The 25412-nt window shown below is 61.4% G+C and carries 17 protein-coding genes; 13 read left to right on the top strand and 4 right to left on the bottom strand.

The genetic code is table 11. The features are described from left to right. The first annotated feature begins 35 nt into the window (after window positions 1-35). Genes DF196_RS04465 through DF196_RS04455 form a run of 3 tightly spaced genes read left to right on the top strand, consistent with a single transcriptional unit; the run spans window position 36 to window position 3352 of the window. Complete coding sequence (locus tag DF196_RS04465) at window positions 36-1301, top strand: hypothetical protein (RefSeq protein ID WP_109056685.1); 1266 nt, start codon at window positions 36-38, stop codon at window positions 1299-1301. Continuing rightward, a complete protein-coding gene (locus DF196_RS04460; protein WP_241519583.1) occupies window positions 1249-2121 on the top strand; it encodes an ATP-binding cassette domain-containing protein in 873 nt (290 codons plus the stop codon). The genes DF196_RS04465 and DF196_RS04460 overlap by 53 nt, the downstream gene beginning before the upstream one ends. Next, a complete protein-coding gene (locus tag DF196_RS04455; RefSeq protein ID WP_146194701.1) occupies window positions 2114-3352 on the top strand; it encodes a hypothetical protein in 1239 nt (412 codons plus the stop codon). The genes DF196_RS04460 and DF196_RS04455 overlap by 8 nt, the downstream gene beginning before the upstream one ends. 84 nt (window positions 3353-3436) lie before the next feature. Here DF196_RS04455 and DF196_RS04450 read toward each other — a convergent pair whose 3' ends face one another. Next, window positions 3437-4309 carry a pyridoxamine kinase gene (locus DF196_RS04450; protein WP_109056682.1) on the bottom strand — a complete coding sequence of 291 codons (873 nt, stop codon included), beginning with the start codon at window positions 4307-4309 and terminating at the stop codon, window positions 3437-3439. Between the two features lie 304 nt (window positions 4310-4613). On the opposite strand from DF196_RS04450, the gene DF196_RS04445 reads away from it, so the two are divergent. The 3 genes from DF196_RS04445 (at window position 4614) to DF196_RS04435 (ending at window position 9967) form a co-directional block, all read left to right on the top strand. Next, window positions 4614-5927, top strand: a complete 1314-nt coding sequence (locus tag DF196_RS04445) for an O-acetylhomoserine aminocarboxypropyltransferase/cysteine synthase family protein (protein ID WP_109056681.1) — start codon at window positions 4614-4616, stop codon at window positions 5925-5927. Window positions 5928-6321: 394 nt separating this feature from the next. After that, complete coding sequence (locus tag DF196_RS04440) at window positions 6322-7209, top strand: ABC transporter ATP-binding protein (RefSeq protein ID WP_109056730.1); 888 nt, start codon at window positions 6322-6324, stop codon at window positions 7207-7209. A gap of 19 nt (window positions 7210-7228) precedes the next feature. Then, window positions 7229-9967, top strand: coding sequence for an ABC transporter permease (locus DF196_RS04435; protein WP_109056680.1), 2739 nt, complete (start codon window positions 7229-7231; stop codon window positions 9965-9967). Window positions 9968-10160: 193 nt separating this feature from the next. On the opposite strand, the gene DF196_RS04430 is transcribed toward DF196_RS04435, so the two are convergent. After that, window positions 10161-10958, bottom strand: a complete 798-nt coding sequence (locus DF196_RS04430) for a response regulator (protein WP_109056729.1) — start codon at window positions 10956-10958, stop codon at window positions 10161-10163. 196 nt (window positions 10959-11154) lie between these two features. Beyond that, window positions 11155-13695 (bottom strand): sensor histidine kinase, encoded by a 2541-nt coding sequence (locus DF196_RS13810; RefSeq protein ID WP_241519582.1) that lies wholly within the window; start codon window positions 13693-13695, stop codon window positions 11155-11157. Between the two features lie 75 nt (window positions 13696-13770). On the opposite strand from DF196_RS13810, the gene DF196_RS04420 reads away from it, so the two are divergent. From DF196_RS04420 to ychF, 3 genes are all read left to right on the top strand, one after another. Continuing rightward, the gene (locus DF196_RS04420) at window positions 13771-15234 is read left to right on the top strand and encodes an alpha/beta fold hydrolase (RefSeq protein ID WP_109056679.1); all 1464 of its coding nucleotides are present in this window, start codon (window positions 13771-13773) and stop codon (window positions 15232-15234) included. Between the two features lie 45 nt (window positions 15235-15279). After that, window positions 15280-16098: a pyrroline-5-carboxylate reductase gene (gene proC, locus DF196_RS04415; protein WP_109056678.1), complete on the top strand. Its 819-nt coding sequence runs from the start codon at window positions 15280-15282 to the stop codon at window positions 16096-16098. A 132-nt stretch (window positions 16099-16230) separates the two neighbouring features. Further along, window positions 16231-17325: a redox-regulated ATPase YchF gene (gene ychF, locus DF196_RS04410; protein WP_109056677.1), complete on the top strand. Its 1095-nt coding sequence runs from the start codon at window positions 16231-16233 to the stop codon at window positions 17323-17325. 155 nt (window positions 17326-17480) lie between these two features. Here the strand turns inward: ychF and DF196_RS04405 are convergent, their stop codons facing one another. Then, the gene (locus DF196_RS04405) at window positions 17481-19049 is read right to left on the bottom strand and encodes a DNA-methyltransferase (RefSeq protein WP_158276264.1); all 1569 of its coding nucleotides are present in this window, start codon (window positions 19047-19049) and stop codon (window positions 17481-17483) included. 168 nt (window positions 19050-19217) lie between these two features. Here DF196_RS04405 and DF196_RS04400 point away from each other — a divergent pair, with 168 nt between their 5' ends. Genes DF196_RS04400 through DF196_RS04385 form a run of 4 tightly spaced genes read left to right on the top strand, consistent with a single transcriptional unit; the run spans window position 19218 to window position 25307 of the window. Next, window positions 19218-21149 (top strand): site-specific DNA-methyltransferase, encoded by a 1932-nt coding sequence (locus tag DF196_RS04400; protein ID WP_109056676.1) that lies wholly within the window; start codon window positions 19218-19220, stop codon window positions 21147-21149. A 5-nt stretch (window positions 21150-21154) separates the two neighbouring features. Beyond that, on the top strand, window positions 21155-23836 hold the full coding sequence (locus DF196_RS04395) for a DEAD/DEAH box helicase (protein WP_109056675.1): 2682 nt from the start codon (window positions 21155-21157) through the stop codon (window positions 23834-23836). Window positions 23837-23884: 48 nt separating this feature from the next. Continuing rightward, window positions 23885-24781, top strand: a complete 897-nt coding sequence (locus DF196_RS04390) for an SMODS domain-containing nucleotidyltransferase (RefSeq protein WP_109056674.1) — start codon at window positions 23885-23887, stop codon at window positions 24779-24781. Then, a complete protein-coding gene (locus tag DF196_RS04385; RefSeq protein WP_158276263.1) occupies window positions 24750-25307 on the top strand; it encodes an SLATT domain-containing protein in 558 nt (185 codons plus the stop codon). Before DF196_RS04390 ends, DF196_RS04385 begins: the two co-directional genes overlap by 32 nt. The last annotated feature ends 105 nt before the right edge of the window (window positions 25308-25412 follow it).

Here is a 25412-nt window from a genome sequence, read left to right as displayed (position 1 = left end):
CGGTGCGACGACCTCACGATATCAAGGAGCCCATCATGGACAGGACGCAGACCGGCAACGGCAAAAAGGAAGCCCGCGCGGCCGCCAAACGAAACCGCGCGGAACAGCGGGCAGCCCGCAACGGCGTGGCGGTCTCCATCGTGGTGCTGCTCGCGCTGGTGATGCTGGCGGTGGGAGTCGGCGGCGGATTCCTCCTGACCCGCTCGCAGATCCCGCCCTCACTGGTTTCCACGACCAAGGCGACCACGGTGAAAGTCGCCTCCGCCCAGTTCGACGACTCGCGTTCCGTGGCACTCACCGTGGCGTTGGGGGAGTCCTCCACCGTCACCTCGCCGGTGAGCGGAACCATCACCGGCACGGTCGCCAGCGCCGGAACCACCATCTACTCGGGCGGCACCGTGTTCGACGTGGACGCCAAGTCGATACTCGCCCTGCACACCGACGTGCCGCTCTACCGCACCCTCACCAGCGGCACGCAAGGCCCTGACGCGGCCGGGCTCAACGCCGCGCTGCGCCGGCTCGGATACGCCGCCCCCGACTCCGATTGGATGACCTGGGACACCATCTCCGCTTACAACGCGCTCGCCGACAGCGAAGGCGCGGCCCGCATCAGCGCGGACAGTGGCTGGTCCATCGGCCCCGATTCGTTCGTGTGGTTGCCCGCCGATTCGGTGACGGTCAAACAATCCTCCATCGCCGTGGGCCGGCAAATCACGGCCGGCGCGGACCTGTTCACCACGGCCGCGATCCCGCTCAAAGCCACGATTCCCGCCGCGGCGTCAGACTTGGTGGCCGGCGACCGCATGATCGCCATCGGCGACCAGACCTTCACCGTGCCCGCGGGAACCACCGAGCTCACCGACCCGGCACTGCTGGCTGCGATCAACGCCTCCACGCCTTTCCGACTGGCCTTGCTCGGCTCGGACCAGAGCGGTTCGATGGGCGCGGGCGTCGGGTCCGCGGTGACCTCCGGCGGAGCATCTGCCGGAGGAACGTTGAACGTGTCCTACGACTGGAAGCTCGCGCAACCGTTGACCGCGCTCAGCGTGCCGCCATCCGCCGTCTACGATGCCACGGGTGGCGCGGGATGCGTGAGCGTGGACGCCAAACCGGTGCCGGTCACCATCGTCGCCTCCCAACTGGGCAAGACGATGGTCTCCGTGGACGGTGCCTCGGCGTTCGACCACGTGGACGTGACCCCGCGGACCAGTGCGCATTGCAGCGCCGCGACTGGTGGAATGCCCACCGATGACACGGTTTCGAGCGGCGCGACTGCGCATGATGCTCAAGGCGGTGAGTGAGATGCGCAACGTCCGGTGGCCTTCATGGCGGAGGAGAGCTGAGGCATCGGTTCGTGCCGCGATCTATGCCGCCGATGCGCAGGATGGTCGGGCGGATATGGATTCCTCTTCGAGTGAGCATGCGGACGGCGAAGATCGTCGCGTGCTTTTGCGGGACGTGGGGCACAGCTTCGACCGAACCGGCGAGGACATGCTGTTCCGGCACCTGACCATGACCCTGCACCCCAAGCACGTGTACGCGCTGACCGGGCCGTCCGGTTCGGGCAAATCCACGCTGCTGTCCATCATCGCCGGATGGGTCACACCGGTGACGGGCACGGTGGAACGCATCGGATGCGGGCGCGTGTGCTGGGTGCTGCAGAACCCGCATGGCGTGGCGCGGCGGTCCGCACTCGACCATGTGGCATTGCCATTCATCGCGCGAGGCGAACGGCGGCATGACGCCGAAACGCACGCCATGGAACTGCTGGACGCCTTCGGGCTGACAACGTTGGCGCGCAAACCCTTCCGGGACCTCTCCGGTGGAGAAGCGCAACGGCTCATGCTCGCCCGTGGCGTGGCTTCCCACGCCGGACTCCTGCTCGTGGACGAGCCGACCGCGCAACTGGATCTCAATACCGCCGCCACGGTCAACGAACATCTGCACAACCTCTCGATGAGCGGCGCGATCGTGGTGGTGGCCACGCACGACCCGCGCACGCGCGACGCCTGCACCGACCTCATCGACTTGAGGGATTGGCAAAGCGACGAGGTCGCCGGGCGCGATGAGACGCCGGCCGTCAATGGGCGTGAGCAAGGGCAGGGGAATCGCAATGAATGACAGGACACGGATGGACCGGCCGCGTATGCGCCTGGCCGGCATGCTGGGGGAGGCGTGGCGCGACCTCATCACCGGAACCAGCCATGCCTGCGCGTTGGCCGTGGGACTCGCTTGCCTGATGGCATTGCTGGCGGGCGCCGACTGGCTCACCATCGCCGCGATTCAGAAGCAGACGGACGAGTACGTGGCCTCGGGCGGATCCACTTGGATCATGGAGTACAACAACCGCGTCGACGGTGCGGCCTGCGACCGTCTTGCTTCGCTGGATGGCGTGCAGGCGGCCGGAGCCGTGCGCCAGACCGATCGGAAGATGACGTTCGCGGCCTTGCCGTCCACCGGCGTGCCCGTAATGGAGATCACGCCCGGCGCGGCCAACGTATTCATGCTGAGCACCACCGGCACGGGGTGGGGCAGCGGTGCCGGCGTCCTGGTAGCAAGCGAGTCCAGTGCGGCGACGGGTGCCGGGGCCGGCGCCGGAACTCTTGCGCCGCGCATATCCGCGGATGTGGCGGGAATATTCACCGGTGGCGTCTTGCTCTCAAAGGAGGCGGCCGATCCGTTCGCGGTGTCGGCGGGGCAAACGTTGGCGTTGAAGGACGGGCGCAGCGTCACGGTGGCCGGCGTGTTCGACTGGCCGGATGACGGACGCAAATCCGGCTTCTCCTACGCGGCGCTGACGCCGGTGCCCGCGGATTCGGAAGCGGCGTTCAACCAATGCTGGGTGCGCGCATGGCCCGAAACCGAAAACCTCGAATCATTGCTGCGGCTGGCAGGTGAAGGCGCCGCTACAGGAGCCGAGGCGGAGCGGCCGCAGATCTACAAACTCAACACATCCAAGGGCAGCGCGCTGGACAGCTCGGCCATGTTCGGGATGCGACTGACCGCCTACGCGCCGTGGATTGCGTTTGCGGCGGCATTGGCATTGGGGTTCGTCACCACCCGTACGCGTAAATTGGAGATGGCTTCGGCGCTGCATTGCGGCGTGCCGAAGACGGCGTTGCTCATGCAGATCGCATTGGAAACACTGGTGTGGGCCGTGGCGGGCGTGCTGTTGGCCAGTCCGTTGCTGGCTTGGGTGTGGCTTAAGAATGCCGATGCCGAAGCTTTGGCGTTGATCGACACGCTGCTTCGCGTGCCGGTGGCGGCGGTCGTGGGCGTGATGCTCGGCGCGTGCGCGGCGGTGCTGCTTACGCGCGAAAGTCATCTGCTGAAGTATTTCAAGAACCGGTGAGAGGACTTGGCTCCCCTTGTCAGGGGAGCCAAGATCAAGTAACCTCGGGCGGAAAGAGAAGGCCGAGGTTTAGTTAGCGGAGACTTACTTCACGAGGGAGGTGAGCTCGCCGAGGTTGAGCTCGAAGCTCACGCCGCGCTCCTCGAAGTTGGGCTGGTGGCGGGTGCTCTCCATCGCGTGGCGCACGAACTCGCCGGCGATCTCGGCGGACTCGGCCAGGCCGCGACCGGCCAGCACGGCACCGCACAGCGCGGAGGCGAAGGCGTCGCCCGTGCCGTGGATCATGTACGGCAGCTTGTCATGCGCGAGCTCGATCTTGTTCTCCGCGCCGGTGGAGGCGCTGGCCACGTAGTTCACGAGCTTGCCGTCGCCATGGTCGATGCCCTTGAGGACCACGTTCTTGGCGCCGAGCTTGAGCAGCGCGTCGAGCAAGTCGGTCACCGCGGCGTCGTCCAGGTCCTGGCCCGGGTAATCGCGCTTGGTGAGGATCGAGGCCTCCGTGAGGTTCGGCATGAGCACGTCGGCGCCGTCCGCCAGCGCGCCCATCGCCTCGCACAGCTCCGGCGTGTAGGTGGGGTACATCTGGCCGGCGTCGCCCATGACCGGGTCCACCAGACGCAGGGCTTTCGGGTACTCGCGGTACAGGCGCTGGATGATCGCCACCTGGTCGGGCGAGCCCAGGAAGCCGGAGTACACGCCGTCCAGGTCCACATTCTCCTTCTGCCAGGCATCGAGATAGCCGGAGAGGATATCGGTGGTGTCATGGAAGGTGAACACCGCGTACTTCGTGTGCGCCGAGAACAGGGCGGTCGGCACCGGGCACACGTCGCAGCCCGCGGCCGAAAGAATCGGAATCGCCGCAGTCAGCGAGCACTTGCCGTAACCGCACATGTCATGCACGGCGGCCACGCGCGGAATGTACAGCGGGTCACGATCGTACAACGTAACGTCAGCCATGAATTGCTCCAATCATCGGATGGAATGGTGGAATCGAACGAAGCCGACTGTAGTCGATGCGTGTTGCGCGCGCCCGGCGTGTCGCACGTATCGAGACGACTTTTTCGGGCTCGCTTGGCACCTCGGAGCCCAATGATCCCAACGGGTTATAAGGGTCTATAGGCAACCCCGATAACGTTCGGCTTGCCTCAGGCGGTGCGGCGCGCGTACCTTCATAACCAACACCTCGCCAACCGCCGAACACGGCAGGCGGGTGACGAGGAAAAGAACCTCGCGACCAAGCACAACAGCAAGGAGCACACCAATGGCCGAGAACAAGAAGTACCGTTTTGAAACCCTGCAGCTGCACGTGGGCCAGGAGCAGGCCGACCCGGCCACCGACTCCCGTGCGGTGCCGATCTACGCCACCACTTCCTACGTCTTCCACAACTTCGACCACGCCGAGGCCCGCTTCGGCCTCGCCGACCCCGGCAACATCTACGGCCGTCTGACCAACTCCACCCAGGGAGTGTTCGAGAACCGCATCGCCGCCCTCGAAGGCGGCACCGCCGGCCTGGCCGTCGCCTCCGGTGCGGCCGCCGTGGAATACGCCGTGCGCAACATCACCCAGTCCGGTGACCACATCGTCTCCTCCAAGAACATCTACGGCGGCACCTTCAACCTGCTCAAGCACACCCTGCCGCGCGATGGCATCACCACCACCTTCGTCGACCCGGAGGCTCCGCAGAACTTCGAGGACGCCATCCAGGAGAACACCAAGCTCGTCTACTTCGAGACCTTCGGCAACCCGAACGCCGACCTGCCGGACTTCGAGGCCATCTCCGCCATCGCCCATAAGCATCATCTGCCGGTGATCGTGGACAACACCTTCGCCACCCCGTACCTGTTCCGTCCGCTGGAGCACGGCGCGGACGTGGTGGTCGAGTCCGCCACCAAGTTCATCGGCGGCCACGGCACCACGCTCGGCGGCGTGATCGTTGAGGGCGGCAACTTCAACTGGGCCGAGGTGCCGGGCAAGTTCCCGACCCTGACTGAGGCCGACCCGTCCTACCACGGCCTGAACTTCTACGAGGCCCTCGGCGGTGCCGCCTTCGTGACCCGCATCCGCGCCATCCTGCTGCGCGACACCGGCGCCACCCTGTCCCCGTTCGCCGCCTTCCTGCTGCTGCAGGGCACCGAGACCCTGTCCCTGCGCGTCGAGCGCCACGTCCAGAACGCGCTGAAGGTCGTCGAGTACCTGCAGACCGTACCGGAAGTCGAGTCCGTCTCCCACCCGGCCATCGAAGGCCGCCGCGACCACGAGCTGTACAAGAAGTACTTCCCGAACGGCGCCGGCTCCATCTTCACCTTCGACATCAAGGGCGGTAAGGACGCGGCCCGCGTCTTCATCGACAACCTGCACCTGTTCTCGCTGCTGGCCAACGTGGCCGACGTGAAGTCCCTCGTCATCCACCCGGCCTCCACCACGCACTCCCAGGAGACCCCGGAGGAGCTCGAGGATCAGGGCATCCACCCGGGCACCATCCGCCTGTCCATCGGCACCGAGAACATCGAGGACATCCTCGATGACCTCAAGGGCGGCTTCGAGGCCGTCCGCGCCTCCGGCCTGGCCAAGTAACACCGTCCGGAAGGCTGGCCGGCGGACCCGAAGGGGAGCGACGCTTATGGGGTGCGTCGCGATGGGGCCGCCGCCGTATGGGGAACCTTCCGAAGCCATTACTTGACTCAAGGAAACAGGGAAGCCCGCACTGACGTCATGCAGTGCGGGCTTCCCTTATTTCGTCGTCGGCATCGTCTCATCCTCGGGGATGATGTGGCGGGATTCGAGGCGGAATGATTCAGCCCGGCGCACGATGGGGTGCGCGGACGCGGGGCCGTAGGTTGGAATCATCATCCGGGCACAGGGTCCGGAATTTCAGGAAGAGATGACTATGAACCCCCAGCATTCCGCCATGCCGTCAGCAACCGCACATGCGACCGCGACCGCAACGCCGCCGGCGCCGCCCGCGACCATGGACCCGCGCGGCATCGCCATCCAGGCCATCGACCTGGTCAAGGACTATGGCGCCGGCAGCAATGCCGTGCATGCGCTGCGCGGCGTGAACGTGAGCTTCGAACGCGGCCGTTTCACCGCCATCATGGGCCCCTCCGGCTCCGGCAAATCCACGCTCATGCATACGCTCGCAGGGCTCGACTCCGCCACTTCCGGACACATCATGTTCGGCGGCGCCGACCTGACCCGCATGAACGACAAGCAGCTCACCCTGCTGCGCCGCCACAAGATCGGCTTCATCTTCCAGAGCTTCAACCTGCTGCCCATGTTCAGCGCCGAGCAGAACATCCTCATGCCGCTCACCCTGGCCGGAGAGAAGCCGGACCGCGCCTGGTTCGACATGCTCGTGGAGACCCTGGGACTCAGGCAGCGGCTGAATCACCGGCCTGCCGAACTCTCCGGCGGCCAGCAGCAGCGCGTGGCCATCGCCCGCGCCCTGATCACCAAGCCCAAGCTCGTCTTCGCCGACGAGCCCACCGGCAACCTCGACTCCGTCTCCAGCGCCGAAGTGCTCTCCTTCCTGCGCAGGTCGGTCGACGAGCTCGGCGCGACCATCGTCATGGTCACCCATGACGCGGTGGCCGCCTCCTATGCAGACCGTGCCATCGTGTTCGCCGACGGCCGGATCGTGGCCGACGAGGCACATCCCACCGCCGAAGCCATGAACGAACTGCTCATGGACGAGCGCGAACGCGCCACACGCGCCGCCGTCACCTCCACCTCCGCGGACAAACTCGCGCGTCTCGCCGGCGTGAACGGGCCGGTCCATCTGCCGATCACCGACGACGTGCTGCCGGAAACGGGCGGTGCCCGTCACGCCGCCGTCACCGCCCGCCACGCGCGCTGAGCCGAGGAGTGTGACCGACATGTTCTCCATCACCCTGAAACTCATGAAGAAAAGCGCCAGGATGCTCATCCCGGCCGGCATCGCCATCCTCATCGGCACCGCGTTCATCGCCTCCACATTCCTGTTCTCCAACACGATGAACGATTCGCTGGCACGCCAGCGGACCGCCATGTACGGTGAGGCGAACTATCTGGTGACCGTCGACTCCGACGCGCTCGACGGCGCCTCACAGCAGACGCAATCCGACGTCTACAACACCACCGTGGACGACTTCCACCTCGACCGGATGCGTGCCACCGAAGGTGTGAACGACGTGCGCGCCGACGTGACCGTGGGCGGGTTGATCGTGAGCCATGGCAAGCACAACGTCACCGGCATCGCCGTGGGCACCGCCAAGGACTCCAAGCTGTTGCCGGTCTCCATCGCGGATGGCAACCAACCCATCGACAACGGCGAAATCGCCTTGCCGAAATCCGTGGCCGACCAGCTCGGCGTACGCATCGGCGACACCGTGACCGTGGACTCCCAGCAGGCCCAAGCCATGGCCGCAAACGGCGGCGATACCGGCGTGAAGGCGCGTGTGGTGGGCCTGACCGAAGACCCGAACGGTGCATACGCCTACTACGGCGGCGCATCCGTGCTCTCCGACAACGTGATCGCCGCCATGAGCGGTGCGAACGATTTCAACGACGTACTCACGTCCGGCCTGTACCTCGACCTCGCCGGAGCCGGCCAGGGTAGGAACGGTGACGCCAAGGCGCGCACCACGGCCGAACACGTCAAAGCGCTGCTACCGAAGTACTACACCGTCATGGACCGCGCCACCGCCAACGAGGAATCCCTCAAAGCACTGAGCGTGAACGGAGGCACCAGCATCACCACCGTGTTCCTACTGAGCTTCGGCGTGTTGGCCATGTTCGTGGCGGCCCTCGTAATCGCCAACACGTTCCAGGTGCTGGTGGCGCAACGCCGTCGCACGCTGGCCCTGCTGCGCACCATCGGCACGAAGAAAAGCCAGCTGTACGCCTCCGTGCTGTTCGAAGCCGGCGTGCTCGGCCTCATCGCTTCCCTGCTCGGCGTGACGCTCGGCACCGGATTGATGGCGGCCCTGTGCGCGTCCGGCATCATGGCCTCCACCGGACTGGATGCGCGACTGATCGTGAGCTGGCAGGCGGTAGCCGTACCCGTCGCGTTCGGCATGGTGATGACCGTGATCGCCTCGTTCGGCTCCGCACGATCCGCCACCTCCGTGACCCCATTGGAGGCGCTGCGTCCCGTCGAATTGACCGTCACACGTCGGGGCGGTGTCATGCGCGCCGTCTGCTCCGCGATCCTGGTGGCGGGCGGCATCGCGCTCGCGGGATTCGCCATCTGGCAGATGCATGAGTCGATCGGCGGGCATGAGTCGCTGGTCAAGGACCATTACCCCGCGATCCTGCTGGCCGCCATCGCCGGCTGCGCGATCCTCTTCCTCGGATCGGTGCTCTCCGCCGTGTTCTGGCTGCCGCTGCTCATGCGCGGCGTGGGAGCGCTGGTGGCATTGGGCGGCCCCAGCGCGACCATCGCACACGCGAACATCCAGAAGAACCCGCGGCGTGTGGCCGCCACCGGCGCCGCGCTGCTCATCGGCGTCACGCTCGTGGCCACCATCGCCACCGGTGCGGCCAGCGCCAAGCAGACCATGGGCGAGGCCATGGACCAGCGGTACAGCGTGGACATGATCGCATCCGGCGACATGACCGACAAGCAGGCGACCATGGCCGCCGAAACCAAGGGCGTCAGCGCCTCCGTCTACGCACCGACCACGATGATGTACGCCACGTCCGCCAACGGCACGGACCTGACCGTGCTGCTCGTGGGCGTCAAGGACACGGCCGAACTGGCCAAGGTGATGAAGGCCGACCTTGGTGGCGTCACCATCGATGGAGACAACGTGCTGTTGCCGAAATACGACTCGCTGAGTGGCAAGGCCATTACGTTCGGCAAATCCATGATCTTCCAGGCGAACCCGGATGGGATGGAGATCGGCGACGGTGACGGCAACGGCAGTGGTGGTTCGGATACTGCCGGGTCGAATGCCGCTGCCGGGAAATCCATTACGCTCACCCCGCAGCAGGCCGACTTCCGCCGTGTCTCCTCGGATTACCATGCCGTGGCGTTCGTCAACGAAAGCCACTTCACCGATGGAAGCCTTGAGACCTCCGGGCATATGCTGCTCATGCGCGTGGACGCCAAGGCCGCCGGCGTCACGCTGAACGATGTGCTCACCAACGTACAGCAGGCGTTCTCCGCATCCGCCGGCGTCACCGTATCCGGTCCGGTGGCCGAACGCTCGATGGCGGAGAGCATGATCAACGGCATGATGGCACTGCTCGTGGGCCTGATCGCCGTGGCCGTGCTCATCGCGCTGGTTGGCGTGGCGAACACGCTCTCCCTGTCCGTGATCGAACGCACTCGCGAATCCGCCACATTGCGCGCCATCGGCATGACGCGCGGGCAACTGCGCCGTTCGCTCGCCGTGGAGGCACTGCTGCTCTCGCTCGTCTCGGGCGTGGTGGGTGTGCTGCTCGGCACGGGCTTCGGCTGGCTGGGATCCTACATGGTGTTCAGCCTGTACGGCAACGTGGCCTTCCTGTTCGATTGGGTCGGCAACGGCGTGATGCTCGGCGTCGCCGCGCTCGCCGCCCTGCTCGCCAGCGTGGCCCCTGCCCGTCGGGCGGTCAAGGTGCCGCCGGTGGAGGCTCTAGCCGAAGCCTGACGGCATCGGCCGCCGCTCCACCGGCGGCCTTCGCGGCATAGCCGCTCACTTCGCCTACGGGAAGTCCACTGGACTTCCCGCTTCACGGCTCAGCTGGTGGAGGCTCTAGCCGAAGCCTGACAGATGCAAAATCTGGCTCCCCTCAGTCGTCTACGACGACAGCTCCCCTCAGAGAGGGGAGCCAGAAAAAGCTCTATACCAGCCGGTTGTCGTAGGCGAAGACGACGGCCTGGACGCGGTCGCGGGCGTTGATTTTGGCCAGGATATGCGCCACATGGGTTTTGACCGTAGGCAGGGAGATGAACAGTTTGTCCGCGATCTCCTGATTGCTCAATCCGTGGGCGATCTCCACCAGCACCTCGCGTTCGCGGTCGGTGAGCAGCTCCAGCTCCGGGTCGGTGTAGACCGGGTGGGGGTCGTTCGCGACCGCGGCACCCACTGACGGGTTTCCGGCGGTAGGGGAGCTTCCGGTGCCGGTGCCGGCCCCAGGAATGCCGGCATTCGCTGCATGATCCGGTGCATTTCCCGTGGCATAGCCGTCCTGCATCATCTTCTCGATAAGCCGCTTCGTGGCGGACGGCGCGATGATCGCATTGCCGTTGAACACCGTGCGAATCGAATTGAGCAGCGTTTCCGGCTCCGTGTCCTTCAACAGGAATCCGGATGCGCCGGCGTTGATTGCCGCCATCACATATTCGTCCAAATCGAACGTGGTCAGGATGATCACGCGCGTGGAGCGGGGGAGCGCATCATCGGACGTCAGCGCGGTGATGCGCCTTGTGGCCTCGATCCCGTCCATGCCGGGCATGCGCACATCCATCAGCACCACATCCGGGTGCAGCGCTTCGGCCAGCGTCACGGCTTCGCCGCCGTCGCCGGCCTGTCCGACCACGTCCATATCCGGCTGCGAGCCGATCACCATGGCGAATCCGGCGCGGACCAGTTCCTGATCGTCCGCGATGACCACGCGAATGCTGTTGCTTTCGTTCATGCCTTCCACTCTATCCATTCCTCCTGCGGACGACGGTTTGCAGCCACCCTGATTATTCCCTGAATATTGATTGATATGTGACCAAGCAGGCGATCTCTCGGATGACTCCGCCGATAGCTCTTTCGGCCACAAGTCCGAGCGGCAGGGATCGCGCTGTTCTTGGTCTTAACGGAGCTTTGCTTTTCGGGAATCGCGGTCAGTGCGCGGCCGCATGCAGCTGACTGTCCAGCGACGCCGCCGGCGCAAGCTGCATCGACGGCTGCACGCCCGCATGCGCCTCGTCGCTGAAGCCGGTCTCGCGCAGCACCTTCAACAATCCGCGCATATGGGCCAGCGCTGCACGGCCACGCGCGCCGATCGCCGCGAACGAAGCCGCGATTTGTGTGCCGTCAGGGGCAGGGGAGGCGTTCAGCATGGTCAGGCCCTCATCGGCCTGGACAATCACCGATTCCAACGTGGCCATCACTTCGGCCTGCATGGCGGCACCGATGCGTTCGCGTTCCAAGTTCGCCGCCAACACCTTCTGCCGCTCCCGCTCGGCACGCAACGCATCCTCGCGCTGCTGTAGCACCAGCGCGTTCGACCCACGCGAACGGATCCACCGGGCGGCCGCGATGCACGCAAACCCGGCTAGCATCACCATGCCACCCGGCAGCAGTCCGGAAAGCACGATACCCCACTTGTTCAGCGTTCCGTAGTCGGAGGACAGCACGAATCGGGCCAACGAATTCTCGCCATTCCATCCGGTCATCACCTTGACGCCGAACATCCACGCATCGATCACCAGCGCCGCGCCCACCCAGCGCCACGCCCGTTCCCGGCCGTACAACACCGCCGAATACACGAACACCAACGCGAACATGTCGATGGTGAGTACGGTAGGCACGACCAGCAGCTGCAGGAACCCCATGATTGCCACGGCCAGCGCGCTGGCCTCCGGGAAACGGCGGCGGAACGCCAGCGGTGCCAGCAGGATGACGGTCATCGCCGTGGCCACCGGGTGCGGAAGCCCCGATCCATAGGCCGTCTGCCAGTGCAGATCGCCGAACGTGGCCGAATCGAACAGCATCATCAGCACCACGGCGCATGCCGAATCCACCAGCAGATAGTGGCGTTCGGTCCATTGGGACAGCCGTCCGATCCAATTCAGTCCATATCCGTCGCCCTGATCGAGCGGCTTGGACTTGAGCTTCCGGGCGAACGTTCGCATTCCGGACCATAGCCGCGCCCAGGCGTGGGAGAACGGCGTGAAGGACATGACGCTCGTCCGCGTATGGGCCTCGTCGCTGCCGGGCGCCGTGCCGGATTGTCCATCACCGTTGGAATGGCTGCCGCAGCGGTGTCCGTTCGATTCGACGCCCTTGGAGGCGTCCCGGGGGACGGCGTTGCCTTCGGTGCCAACCGCGGGGGAGAGCGGAATGGTCGCCGTCACGATGAACCCGCCGTTCGGTCCCGGTCCGGCCGTGACGCTGCCGCCCACCGATCCGATGCGCTCGCGCATGCCGATCAGCCCGTAGCCCGGCGTATGCCCGTCCACGGCCGAAGCGGCCCCGCGACCGTTGTCCGCAATCGTAATGGACAACATGTCGTCCGACCAGATTTCATCAATCACGGCACGGGCACCGGGACCCGCGTGCTTGCGCGTGTTCGTCAACGACTCCTGTACTAGACGGAACACGGCCTCGCTCGCCTTCGCGCCGAGACGGTCCGGGCTGACCTGCCCGGACACGCTGCGGGAGACGGCCACGGACCCGTCGAGCAGCGAGGGGATGTCCTGATATCCGTTGCCGGCATGCGTGCCGAACACGGAGAACAGCCGCTGCATGTCATGCTGCGCGCGTTCGGCCTCATGCCGGATCGTACCCATGGTCTTCCGCGCGACCTCAAGATCGGCGGCACCCGCATATCGTCCGCCGTCCGACTGCACGATAATCGTGGACAACGTATGCGCCACCACGTCATGCATGTCGCGGGCGATGCGCGCGCGTTCCGCCAGCGCGGCGATGCGCGTCTCCTCGGCCTCTCGCGCGATAATCGAGGCATTACGCTCCCGCATGGCCTCCACCGTGGCCCGTCGGGCCCGCTGCCAGAACGCCATCACGGTCACACTGAGCATGCTGACGCCGATTATCGCGGCCAGTACGGCGGCGTCCTCCAGTATTTTTACACCGCAGGAACCGGACGTGGAACTGACGGCATCGATCGAGGAAATCCCCGGACATACCGGCAGGGTTGTGGCGGTGGGCAGCCAGCCGGTCCAGGCGATGGTGCCGGCGTCACCGGTACCGAACAGCGGGCCCAGATTGAACGCAGCCGACCACACCGCTCCGGTCAGCAGGCTCATCGTGAACGCCGCCACCACGAATCGCATCGTATGCCGCGTTCTGCCGTACACGAGCACCGAATACAACAGCACCGGGGCCAGAAAGTCGCTGTACACCGCTGCCGGACCGGCCAACAGATGGACGGCGGTCAACCCCACGTACAACCACGCGGCAAGTTCGGGACGTACTCGGCGCAACGTCATGGGCACCACGATCGGCAGTTCCCAAAGCATCATCGAAAGCGTGGATGAGGAGAACAGCAGACCGGGATTGGTCTCCGAAGCCGTGCTGGAGATTATCGGCACGGACAGACCGACGAAGATCACGCCCAGCAGCGCATCGAATACCAGCGTGCGGCCCGACTTACCGGCGAACCAGGCGCGGGCGCGCGCAAACCACCCCAGAGTTTCCATAGTCCCCAAGGCTAACCCGTCCGCAAGCCAGCCGGTATCACCCGCAGGATTGATTTGTGGGCTAGAGTCAAGGACATGACCATGCTGAGCAAATACTATGTACCCGGCCTCGCCATCGAGGACCACTCCATCGATGTGCCGCTGGACTGGACCGGCCATGAACCCGGTCAGGCATTCGACGGCGAAACCATCAAACTGTTCTACCGGGTGGTCACCACGCCCGAACACGTGCACGACGACCTGCCGCTGCTCGTCTTCCTGCAGGGCGGCCCCGGCGGCGCAGGTCCACGACTCAACAGCCCGACCAGCGACGGCTGGATCGAGGAGGCCACCAAACATTTCCGCGTGATCCTGCCTGACCAGCGCGGCACCGGACGTTCCTCCCGCGTGGACACGCACACCATGGCCCGCCTGTCCGCCACCGGTGCGGACGCCCGTGCACAGGCCGACTACTTGAAGAAGTTCCTGGCCGACTCCATCGTGCGTGACTTCGAACACCTGCGCCTGGCCGAATTCGGCGGACGCAAGTGGGTCACGATGGGCCAGAGCTACGGCGGATTCCTGACGCTCACCTACCTGTCACTGTTCCCGGCCGGCGTAATCGCCAGCTTCACCACCGGCGGCATCCCGCACGTGCCGGCCGACGCCACCGAAGTGTACGAGCACACGTTCCCGCGCATGGCCTGTAAGACAGCGCAGTTCTATGCGCGCTACCCGCAGGACGTGGAGCGCGTGGAAACCCTGGCGGACAAGCTGCCGACCGTGGAGGACGTTGCCAAATTCACCGCGAAGCTGAACGATTCGGTGCTTGGCTCCATGGCCGAAACCGACGTCGACCACCGGTTGGGGTTGATCGCCGGCATGGCCGCCCATGGATTCCCGCTGCTGCCGAACGGCGATCCGTTGACCGTGGAACGGCTGCAGTGCCTTGGTTCCGATTTCGGCATGAAGCCGAGCTTCGAACGGGTGCATTGGATTCTCGACGACGCCTTCCTGACCGGTGACGGTTCGTCCTGTGCGGACGCCGATCTTTCCGACGAGTTCCTGGCCAAGGTGATGAACGCCACCTCCTCCCGCCCGCTGTACTGGCCGCTGCAGGAGTTCATCTACGCCAACGGCGAGCTGGACGAACCCATCCGCTGGGCCGCGCAGCGCGTGCGCGACAGCCGGCCCGAGTTCGGCACCGATGTGCGCCCGCTCAACTTCACCGGCGAGGCGATGTTCCCGTGGATGTTCGAGCAAGAGAGTGCGCTGCGCCCGTTCAAGCCCGCTATGGACGTGCTCATGGAGGACACGCGATTCGGCGTGATCTACGACGAGGATCAGCTGGCCCGCAACGAAGTGCCGCTGCAGGCCGCCGTCTACTTCGACGACATGTACGTGGACTCCGGCATGCAGCTCGACACGCTGAGCCGCGTGGGCAACAGCCACGCCTGGGTGACCAACGAATTCGAGCATGACGGACTGCACGGTTCGCTGGTGTTCAAGCATCTGTGGAACGAGGCTTTGAATCGCGGCGACCTCGAGGAACTCTTCTGATTCCGCGGAAACCCGCATGAAAGACCGTATGAAAGAAGGCATTGTATGAGCAATCTCACCATCGGATTCATCGGATACGGCAACATGGCCCAGGCCATCGCCAGGGGGCTGGTCGACGCCGGCGTGGTCAACGGCGGGCAGATCGTGGCTTGCGCCGCCCACTACGACAAACTGGAACGGACCTGCGCCGAAGTGGGTGCCCGGCCGTTGCACAACCCCATCGAAGTGGTGGCCGCCGCCGACGTGGTGGTTATCGCCATCAAGCCCTACCAGATTGAAACCGTGATTAAGCCGTTGGCCGGGGAACTCGCCCGCCCCGGCAAGATCGTGGTCTCCATCGCGGCCGGTTGGGATCTCAAGAAGTACCAGTTGTTGTTCGCCGGTGAGGACGGCGAGGACGCGGCCCCCACGGACATCCATATCCAGTGCACCATTCCGAACACCCCGATGGCCGTGGGCAAGGGCGTGCTCGTGACCGAAACGGACAACACGCTGACCGACGAGGAGACCCGCATCTTCGAGAAGCTGTTCGAGCCGATCAGCCTCATCGAGCGCGTGGATTCCGCGCACATGAACATCGCTATGGTGGTGGCCGGCTGCGCGCCCGCATTCACGGACATGTACATCGAGGCGCTGGGCGACGCCGGCGTGCAGTACGGCCTGCAGCGCGCGACCGCGTACCGTCTCGCCGCCAAGATGGTCGAAGGCGTGGGTGCGCTCTACATGGCAACCGGCACGCACCCGGGTGCCATGAAGGATGCGGTCTGCTCACCCGGCGGCACCACCATCAAGGGCGTGGCCCGGTTGGAGAAGGACGGGTTCCGCGGCGCGGTGATCGACGCCGTGGACGCCATCGTCGGCTAACCTCCGTGTGATCGGCTCCCTTCCCCCGAGGGGAGCCTTCATCGACGACGGCCGAGGGGAGTTCCTGCCACACGCGCTGAGACCGCTCGGTCGCCGCCGGGTTGGGCGGTGTCGCGGCTAAGCTAAGGAATCATGTCTCTTACTATCGGAATCGTCGGACTGCCGAACGTTGGCAAGTCCACCATGTTCAATGCCCTGACCCGCAACAACGTACTCGCCGAGAACTACCCGTTCGCCACCATCGAGCCGAACACCGGCATCGTGCCGCTGCCGGACAAGCGTCTGCCGGTGCTCGCCGAGCTGGTCCACACCGAGAAAATCGTGCCCGCCACGGTGACCTTCGTGGATATCGCCGGCATCGTCAAGGGCGCCTCCGAGGGCGAAGGCCTGGGCAACAAGTTCCTGGCCAACATCCGCGAGGCCGACGCGATCTGCGAGGTCGTGCGCGCCTTTGAGGACGACGACATCGTGCATGTCAACGGCAAGGTCGACCCGGCCGACGACATCGACACCATCAACACCGAGCTGATCCTCGCCGACCTGCAGACCATCGAGAACGCGCTGCCGAAGCTGGAGAAGGATCTTCGCGGCAAGAAGATCGAACCGGCCTACATGGAGGCCGTCAAGCAGGCCAAGACCATCCTCGAGGGCGGCGAGACCCTGGACAAGGCCGCGCGCGAGGGCCGCTTCGACAAGGACTCCGTCTACGATCTGCACCTGATGACCGCCAAGCCGTTCATCTACGTGTTCAACGTGGACGACAACGAGCTGGCCAACGACGAGCTCAAGAAGAAGCTGGCCGACTCCGTGGCCCCGGCCCCCGCCGTGTTCCTCAACGCCCAGTTCGAGGCCGACCTCACCGAGCTCGACGAGGCGGACGCCCGCGAGATGCTCGCCGACGCCGGTCTGGAGGAGTCCGGTCTCGACCAGCTGGCCCGTGTGGGCTTCGACATCCTCGGCCTGCAGACCTTCCTGACCGCGGGCGTCAAGGAGGTGCGTGCCTGGCAGATCCACAAGGGCTGGACCGCCCCGCAGGCCGCCGGCGTGATCCACACCGACTTCGAGAAGGGCTTCATCAAGGCCGACATCGTCTCCTACGACGACTTCGTGGCAGCCGACGGCTCCATGGCCAAGATCAAGGAGGAGGGCAAGCTCCGCCAGGAAGGCCGCGACTACGTCATGCAGGATGGCGACATCGTCGAGTTCAAGTTCAACGTCTCAAAGTAAGTAATTCCAACGATTTTCGCTTGTCAAAATTTGTCAAAAACCACGGCGTGTCGGCATGTTTTTGTACAAGTTTTGACAAGCCGGACATAGATGGGGCGGCATCGAATCCACGTTCGATGCCGCCCCATCTTGTTGGCCTATCGTATGGGTTCTGGTCAGTTGCCCACTATCTTTCGCTTTGATTGCATTAGGTAATCCTCATTGAGGTCAATGCCCACGTACTTACGGCCAAGCGATCGCGCTGCGAGTCCGGTTGTGCCGCTTCCGCTGAATGGGTCCAGCACGACGCCATTACGTTTGCATCCCGCCCTGATGCATCGTTCGGGTATTTCTATTGGGAAGACGGCAAAATGAGCATCATGCGAATAAGCCGGACATATTGGCCAGACATCTCTTAGATTCCGACCGACTTCAATGTCGCCGACCGCTTTGATGGTTTTGGTTCCGCCGCTGCCGCGATCGGAACCGGCAAGATTAGTGTACTGGAGTCTCTTCTTGGAAACGTCGGTCAAAGGAACGCGCACATCATCTATGTTGTAAACGTTCTCAGCGGTCTTGGTGAACAGGAAAATCTGTTCATGATTATGGTTCAATCGATTGCCTGACGCGCCGGGAAGCACTCGTGTTTTATGCCAGATGACTTCGTTACGCAACAGCCATCCATCCTGCATCATAGCGAGAGCCATCCGCCAAGGAAGTCCCATCAGAGAGTGCGCAGGAGCGGGGTCGCGTGCATCTCCTGTCGAATAGCAATCATCAATATTCAGCCACAGAGTACCGTCATCCGCCAGTATGCGCTTTACCTCATGGAATACGCCGACGAGATTCTTAATATATGCGTCGCTCGTATCCTCGCGGCCTATTTCCCTACGGCCACCGCTGTAGTTTCGCTGATTGAAATAGGGCGGGGACGTGACAACGCAATCAATGCTTCGCGCGGGGAATTCGCTCATAACTGCTTTTGCATCCCCCAGGTATAGCCGCAGCCCATTTTCGTGATGCCAGAGACAGCGTGCGGGTAACGAATCGTCCCATTCCATCTCAGTGTCTTGCACCGGAGTGAGGTCGTTTAACACGGTAAAGCCATTAGCGGCTATACGGATAGCACCGATTGTTGTCTTTTCAAGCTCTTGGGCCGCTGCGGTTACCGTCTGCCTGAAACGATTGCGCCCACCATTACCAGTTATGGCGTACAAGTCGTCATAACTAACAGATGCTCCGGCAGGCTGTCGCCGTGCGATAAGGTACAGGTCTACAGACATGGATGACCGCAGTTGCCGTACTATCGAGGAATCCACGCTAATGACATGGGCCAGGCGATGCATGAACTGTCGCGTCAACACGACTTCTCCCTGCTTGTTTTGACGTGAGACTGATAACGACCGCCAACGCTGGCCGTCGTGTTCGGAGTATCGGCAGCTAAGCAGTAATGAGAGCTGGCGTTCTACGCGATCGTATTGCCGACCGCCAACGCTAACGCCCGCCCGGGCCATAAACTCCCGCAAGCCAGAACGACTTATACGTCCTGTTCTGGCATCAACGCATCCATCCTGCTGAATGAGACTGGTACTTATCCACATCAGCACAAGTCGTGCCGTCTTGCCTGACGGAAGAGTCGCCGCTGTGGTGGACACACGATGCCGTCCACGAATTAAAGACTGCTGCCCTTTGTCCCTGTGGGGAAAGGCCATATCCAGACCAAGTTTCGGAAAGAACATCTTCATGGGCGCTCCAAGTCTCACCTTAAACACAGTCAGTATCGACTGCCGCGACAGTTTAACCGTAACAGATGTGCAGAAGGTGATGATGCGCGATATGTGCGGCGAGTCCGCAGATGGGCCATACGCATGAGACAATAGTGCTGTCAAGTAACGCTGGGAAAGGAATGCAGCATGCCGGCACTGGAATGGATGGGCAAGGATAAGGTCATCGGATACCATCGCCAGGTTCCGTACCGTGTACTTGACCAGGTCCCAGACAAGGGCGTGCTTGCCTCTGATGGCACCGATCATGGCAACAAGGTCATCCACGGCGATAATCTGGAGGCGTTGAAATCGTTGTTGCCCGAGTACGAGGGTAAGGTCGATTGCATCTACATCGATCCGCCGTACAACACAGGCAACGAGGGCTGGGTGTACAACGACAACGTCAACGACCCGCGCATCCGCCGCTGGCTGGGCGAGGTCGTCGGCAAGGAAGGCGAAGACTTCTCGCGGCATGACAAATGGCTGTGCATGATGTACCCGCGTCTCCAGATGCTGCGCCTGCTGCTGAGCAACACTGGCGTCATCTTCATCAGCATCGACGACAACGAGGAGGCCGTCCTCAAGAGCGTATGCGACGAGATTTTCGGCCGCAGCTGCTTCGTGTCGAACATCGCATGGCAGCGCACCTACTCGACCCGAAACGATTCCAAAGGCATCGTCAACGAGGTCGAGCACATCCTCGTCTACAGCCGATACCCCGACTGGAACCCCAACAAGCTGGAACGCACCGCCGAGATGAACGCCAAATACGGGAACCCCGATGGCGATGCATCCGCATGGCGTACGGATAACGCATTCGCTCCCGGCGCAGCAACGCATCAGGGAATGGTGTACGCCATACAGCACCCGTTCACAGGTGAGCTGCTGTATCCCGCAAACGGGTCCTGCTGGCGCTACCAGCAGGATGTGATGCTTGACATCATGAACGGCTGGTGCCCCTACGAGCTGCGCAATCTTCACGATGAGGAGAAGCGCGCCCATGTATGCGGCGTGGCGACAGACGATGTTCGACCCGACGTGCCGGCTATCATGCTGAAGGAATCAATGGAGGAATCCAAGAAGAAGTCCGCCATCGTACTGGAACGCGGCCCGTGGCCTCGATTCTTCTTCACCAGAAACGGTCAGGGCGGCATCGCCCGCAAGACCTATCTCGACAGCGTCGGCGGTCGTCTCGTCACCAACCTGTGGCCCTATGCTGAGGTCGGTCACACCGATGAGGCGTCCAAGGAGATCAAGGCCATGTTCGAAGGGCGTGCAGCGTTCGACACACCGAAGCCGACCCGCCTGATTCGCCGCATCATCGACATCGCCACATCGAAGGACTCCATCGTCCTTGACTCGTTTGCCGGCTCCGGCACCACCGCCCAAGCCGTGCTTGAAGCGAACAAGGCCGATGGCGGACACCGGCGATTCATCCTTGTGGAGATGTGCGATTATGCCGATCACATCACCGCCGAACGCGCCCGCAAAATCATACAAGGGTTCGAGACGTCGGCCAAATTCGCCCGGACCGTATATGAGAAGAAGCTGACGGCAGCGAATCTGAAGAACGCAGCGAAATACATAGAAGAGGCGAAAGCCGCTCAACAGCAGGCCATTGAAGCCGGCGAATACGACAAAGTCGGCAATCCCAGGCTGATAGACAACACACTTACCGTAATTGGCGAGACCAGCAAGGGAGAGACAGTACCAGGCATCGATTCCGGCTTCTCCTACTACGAACTCGGTCCGGTACTGTTTGAACCGGACGGAATGCTCAATCCCAAGGTGCCGCGTCAGGAGCTGTTCCACTACGTCTGGTACACGGAAACCAAGGCTGAATACCAGAACCTGACCGATGAGCACCCGTATCTACTCGGAGAGTTGGCGGACACCGTGTATTACCTTGCCTACGACGGTGCAGATGAAAGCGTGCTCGGCTATGACCTGCTGCGCACGTTGCCGCGTCGTGGCTCGACCACCGTCATCTATGCCGATCGATGCGTACTGCCGCAGGACCGGCTTGACGCCCTGAATATCGTCTTTAAGCAGATTCCCCGTCAGATTGCGAGGGTGTGATTAGTATGGAATTGAAGAAATACCAGCGTAAAGTCCTCAATACCATCCGCGAGTATGCGCGTTTGACCGTGGCGCTCGGCACTGGTGCCGCCGCCTACGACCAGCTGCTTGCACAGGACGGGCTGTTTTCCGGCCATGGTGACATCAGATGGTATGTCGATGATGTAAACGGTGCGCCGAAGGTCTGTGTGAAGGTGCCTACAGGCGGCGGCAAGACCTATATCGCGGCGAACGCGCTGCATGTGCTGACCGAAGAGCTCGACGTGAAGACGCGGGCGGTGGTGTGGCTGGTGCCACGCAATGAGATTCTTCGTCAGACGCTTCGCCAGTTGCGTGACCCGTCGCATCCGCTGCGTATGGCGATAGACCGCGATTTCTCCCATCGCGTCGAAGTGCTTGATAAAGAGGATGGCCTTGCCGGACGTGGCCTCAATGGCCCGGCAGTGGAAGACCAGTTGACGGTTTTCGTACTCTCCTATGATTCATTCAAGAACAAGGATGGACGACGTGCGTATGCAGAGAATTCGTCATTGGTCGCATTGACCAATTATCAGAAATCCCAAGGCGATGCAGTGGAAGTCGATGGGGCTGATGATACGGCTCTCATCACTGCACTGGCGGGCATGCATCCGATTGTCGTGGTGGATGAATCCCACCACGCGAAGTCCAACCTGTCCATTGAGATGCTGCGCAACTTGAATCCCTGTTTCATTTTGGAGTTGACTGCCACCCCATCCAACAAATCCAACGTCATCGCACGAGTATCCGCACAGGAGCTCAAGGCAGAGGAAATGGTGAAGCTGCCGGTCATCGTCTACCGCAGGGACGGCAAGACCGAAACCATCCAGGATGCCATCATGCTGCGCAGGCGATTGGAGCAAATCGCCGCGATCAATGAGGAGAAGACCGGGCATCACATCCGCCCAATAGCCTTGCTTCAGGCGGAACGCAAAGGCGCGGATAATGCTGCGACATTCCGCAAACTCAAGGAAAAGCTTGTGGATGCAGGCATTCCCGAAGAGCATATCGCCATCCGCACCGGTGACGTGGACGAACTGGGAGGCACGGACCTCCAGGCACGCGGATGTCCGATTCGCTACGTGATAACCGTCGAAGCGCTCTCGGAAGGCTGGGATTGCCCATTTGCCTACGTGCTCGCCACGGTCGCCAATAAAACATCGCGTACCAGCGTTGAACAGCTTGTCGGCCGCGTGCTGCGCCAGCCGTATGCGCAGCATGCCAAGTCGGGCGCATTGAACACGTCATATGTGCTGACCTCGTCCGCTGATTTCAACGCGACGATAGACCAGGTGGTGGCCGGACTCAATGGAGCCGGCTTCTCCAAGCGCGACGTGTTGGCGGATACGACGGATACAGCCGAAGGTGTCGCATCGGGTCCGGTGCCTGTCCAGGGGCTAATTGACGAGTTGATGCAGCATCAGGGCACTGAAGACGAGACAGGCTCCGAAGACGAGCCTGACGATTTCAATGACTTGGCGATTTCCCTGCCGGATGAAAATGCGAAGCTGCCGGAGTCTTCGCAGGAAGTCCCGGACACTCGCCATGTCTCCATTGACGCAATGATTCGTACATCCGAAGCCGCCGAAGCCGAATGCGCGAAGAGCGCTAAGGATGACGCGGAAACCCTTGCCGGCGGCACTACTGGAATGGGAGACGATATGAACACGTTCCGCATAAGGGATACGGTGGCCGACACCGTACGTAATCTAAGGATTCCCCGTTATCGCCTCGAACGGCAAGCCGGTCTGTTCTCAGACTTGGATGACGCTGAAGGTGAACTATTCGATCGCGACTCCCTGCTTGAGCATTTCATGCTTGCCAAAATCGGCACGGAAGACATCAGACTGGATGCTATGCATGTTGCTGACGCCAAGCAAATCGACATCTCGAGTGATTCCGAGCTCAAAGTTCGTAATCTATCTGATGTACAGCGTCGAGGCATGAAGGAGCTTTTCGCGCGCGACAGCAACGAAGGCCGTCGCCGGAGCGCCAAACTGGACCTGCCCAACCTCATGAGCCCGCAAGTGCAGAAACTGTACGGCGCGCACGGCTTGAAATCATTTATTAACCGCGTTGTGGACCAAATGAGTGATGATGAACTTGAAGGATACGTGGACAACGCATCCGCTTATGCGGCCATAATCAGTCATGCAATCAAGGACAAGGCAGATGCATTCCGCGTTAGGGAGTTCGATGTGGAGCGCCGTCGTGGCGACATCACCATTACGCCTGATTACGCATTCCCATCCTCGGCGTACCTTCCCAATCCATTGACTACGCTCGATCGCACGCTGTACGAAGCTGAAGACGGTGGTATGAACGAGCTGGAACTTCAGATGGCTGACGCTTTGGCCAACTGCGAAGGTATCATCTGGTGGCATCGCGTTGTGGAACGGCGCAAGGGCGAGTTCTACATCAACGGATTCATCAACCACTACCCGGACTTTTTGGCGATGACACGCGGCGGTCGCTTGTTCGTCATCGAAACCAAGGGGGAACAGCTGAAGAATGACGACAGCCGTGACAAACTCAGACTCGGAAACCAGTGGGCCAGCGATGCCGGACCAAACTATCAGTATTTCATGGTGTTTGGTAATAGCCCGATGGACATTGATGGCGCATATTCGTTTGCCACGTTCAAGACCGACTTCCTGAACCACTTGTAAATCGATGGAAAACCATCATCTAATGCAACGAGCGCGAGAAAGAGAAAAATGGGAGTAAGTTCCACATTTCAAGGCTTTTGTTCATCCTTACTCATGGATGAAGATATAACAGATACCATTAGTTTGAGATACCATAGCATTGTCAAGCTGATAAATATTTTTTACTGGGACATTTCCAGTGAGTCGCTCCATGGTTTATACGTCGGTTCTTATGGCAGAGGGACTGAAATCTCGACCAGTGACATCGATATTCTAGTAGAACTGCCGCCTGAAACATTCCATCGTTATAACCATTATGCCAGTAATGGTCAATCTGCTTTATTACAAGAAGTAAAGACTGTAATACAAACTAAATATTCAAACTCGCATTTACGAGGTGATGGACAAGTTATCGTTATTGAATGGTCTGATGGAATTCGCTTCGAGATTGTTCCTGCATTCTCCCAAGATTCTGGTAATGCATATTACTACCCGGACACACATAACGGAGGTTCATGGCAAGTAACAAATCCCAAGGATGAAATCAATGCGCTGAATAGTCTTTCATCATACTATGAGCATTCGCCCAAAGATTTATGTCGCATGCTTCGTGCATGGAGAAATGCCAATAATGTCAACATTTCCGGCATCGCAATCGATGCGTTAGCTTATGACTTTTTCTTGCTTAATGATGTACCAATTGAAAAGTACAAAAACTATTCCAAATATGGGGAGATGACTCGCGATTTCTTCGCGTACCTTGTAAAACATGGCAACGATTCCAGCTTATTTGCTCCGGGAAGTCTTTCAACTATAGACTTTTCCGTAGATGTTACAGCAAAAGCAAATATTGCATATGAGCATGCTAAAGAGGCTCAATATGACGTAGACCTTGGTATTGATTCATTAGCAGAAGATGAATGGAAGTCTATATATGGTGACCAATTTAAAGCCAGATTATCGTGAGCGGCTTCGGTCTGAGCTGGTAACGCGGTACGGAAAAGTGGTGTACACATTCACCGCGCATGAAAAAGACGCGCACCGGTTAAGGGCGGAAGACCGTAGACTCCGGTGGTGCCAACTCATCCTCTCAGCAATAACTGCGGGTGGTTTTTTGGTGACTGTATTCCCTACATGGGCTAAAGCTATTGGGGCGGTTTTTGCCGTTGCTCTCGTGATTGTAAATGCCGCAACAAAGAATTTTAATCCGGCGGCGAAAGCTGAGGAACATCAGAAGGCGGCCGATCGCCTATGGATAGTACGTGAGGAATATGAGGCACTACTTACAGATTTTAACGAGCTGAGGGATGACGAGATTCGTGAGAAGCGTGACAACTTGACTAAGACCGTAGCGAACATCTACGCAACGACGCCGCGAACATCTGAGAAAGCGTATCAGGAAGCGCAACATGCGTTAAAGAAAGAAGAAGAGCAGACCTTCAACGAAGGCGAAGCCGAACGGTTCCTGCCGCCTGTATTGAGGCGGCAATGACTGCCTGTCAGGCCGCGATCGTCGGAACGTTCATGCGACTTCTTCTCGTTCATACAAGCCAAACAGCTGGCAACGGCTGTATTGATTGTTATATAGAAACAACTG

This window comes from Bifidobacterium callitrichidarum, from assembly GCF_003129905.1.
GTDB lineage: Bacteria > Actinomycetota > Actinomycetes > Actinomycetales > Bifidobacteriaceae > Bifidobacterium > Bifidobacterium callitrichidarum.
This window is presented reverse-complemented; position numbering and strand designations above follow the sequence as displayed.

What these genes read in the sequence shown, in the direction of transcription:
- DF196_RS04420 (WP_109056679.1), top strand. Translation starts at nt 13,771, where the DNA reads ATGACCATGCTGAGCAAATACTATGTACCCGGCCTCGCCATCGAGGAC.
- DF196_RS04430 (WP_109056729.1), bottom strand. Translation starts at nt 10,958, where the DNA reads ATGAACGAAAGCAACAGCATTCGCGTGGTCATCGCGGACGATCAGGAA.
- proC (WP_109056678.1), top strand. Translation starts at nt 15,280, where the DNA reads ATGAGCAATCTCACCATCGGATTCATCGGATACGGCAACATGGCCCAG.
- DF196_RS04390 (WP_109056674.1), top strand. Translation starts at nt 23,885, where the DNA reads ATGGGAGTAAGTTCCACATTTCAAGGCTTTTGTTCATCCTTACTCATG.
- DF196_RS04455 (WP_146194701.1), top strand. Translation starts at nt 2,114, where the DNA reads ATGAATGACAGGACACGGATGGACCGGCCGCGTATGCGCCTGGCCGGC.
- DF196_RS13810 (WP_241519582.1), bottom strand. Translation starts at nt 13,695, where the DNA reads ATGGAAACTCTGGGGTGGTTTGCGCGCGCCCGCGCCTGGTTCGCCGGT.
- DF196_RS04385 (WP_158276263.1), top strand. Translation starts at nt 24,750, where the DNA reads ATGGTGACCAATTTAAAGCCAGATTATCGTGAGCGGCTTCGGTCTGAG.
- DF196_RS04465 (WP_109056685.1), top strand. Translation starts at nt 36, where the DNA reads ATGGACAGGACGCAGACCGGCAACGGCAAAAAGGAAGCCCGCGCGGCC.
- DF196_RS04440 (WP_109056730.1), top strand. Translation starts at nt 6,322, where the DNA reads ATGGACCCGCGCGGCATCGCCATCCAGGCCATCGACCTGGTCAAGGAC.
- DF196_RS04400 (WP_109056676.1), top strand. Translation starts at nt 19,218, where the DNA reads ATGCCGGCACTGGAATGGATGGGCAAGGATAAGGTCATCGGATACCAT.
- DF196_RS04405 (WP_158276264.1), bottom strand. Translation starts at nt 19,049, where the DNA reads ATGAAGATGTTCTTTCCGAAACTTGGTCTGGATATGGCCTTTCCCCAC.
- DF196_RS04450 (WP_109056682.1), bottom strand. Translation starts at nt 4,309, where the DNA reads ATGGCTGACGTTACGTTGTACGATCGTGACCCGCTGTACATTCCGCGC.
- ychF (WP_109056677.1), top strand. Translation starts at nt 16,231, where the DNA reads ATGTCTCTTACTATCGGAATCGTCGGACTGCCGAACGTTGGCAAGTCC.
- DF196_RS04460 (WP_241519583.1), top strand. Translation starts at nt 1,249, where the DNA reads ATGACACGGTTTCGAGCGGCGCGACTGCGCATGATGCTCAAGGCGGTG.
- DF196_RS04395 (WP_109056675.1), top strand. Translation starts at nt 21,155, where the DNA reads ATGGAATTGAAGAAATACCAGCGTAAAGTCCTCAATACCATCCGCGAG.
- DF196_RS04435 (WP_109056680.1), top strand. Translation starts at nt 7,229, where the DNA reads ATGTTCTCCATCACCCTGAAACTCATGAAGAAAAGCGCCAGGATGCTC.
- DF196_RS04445 (WP_109056681.1), top strand. Translation starts at nt 4,614, where the DNA reads ATGGCCGAGAACAAGAAGTACCGTTTTGAAACCCTGCAGCTGCACGTG.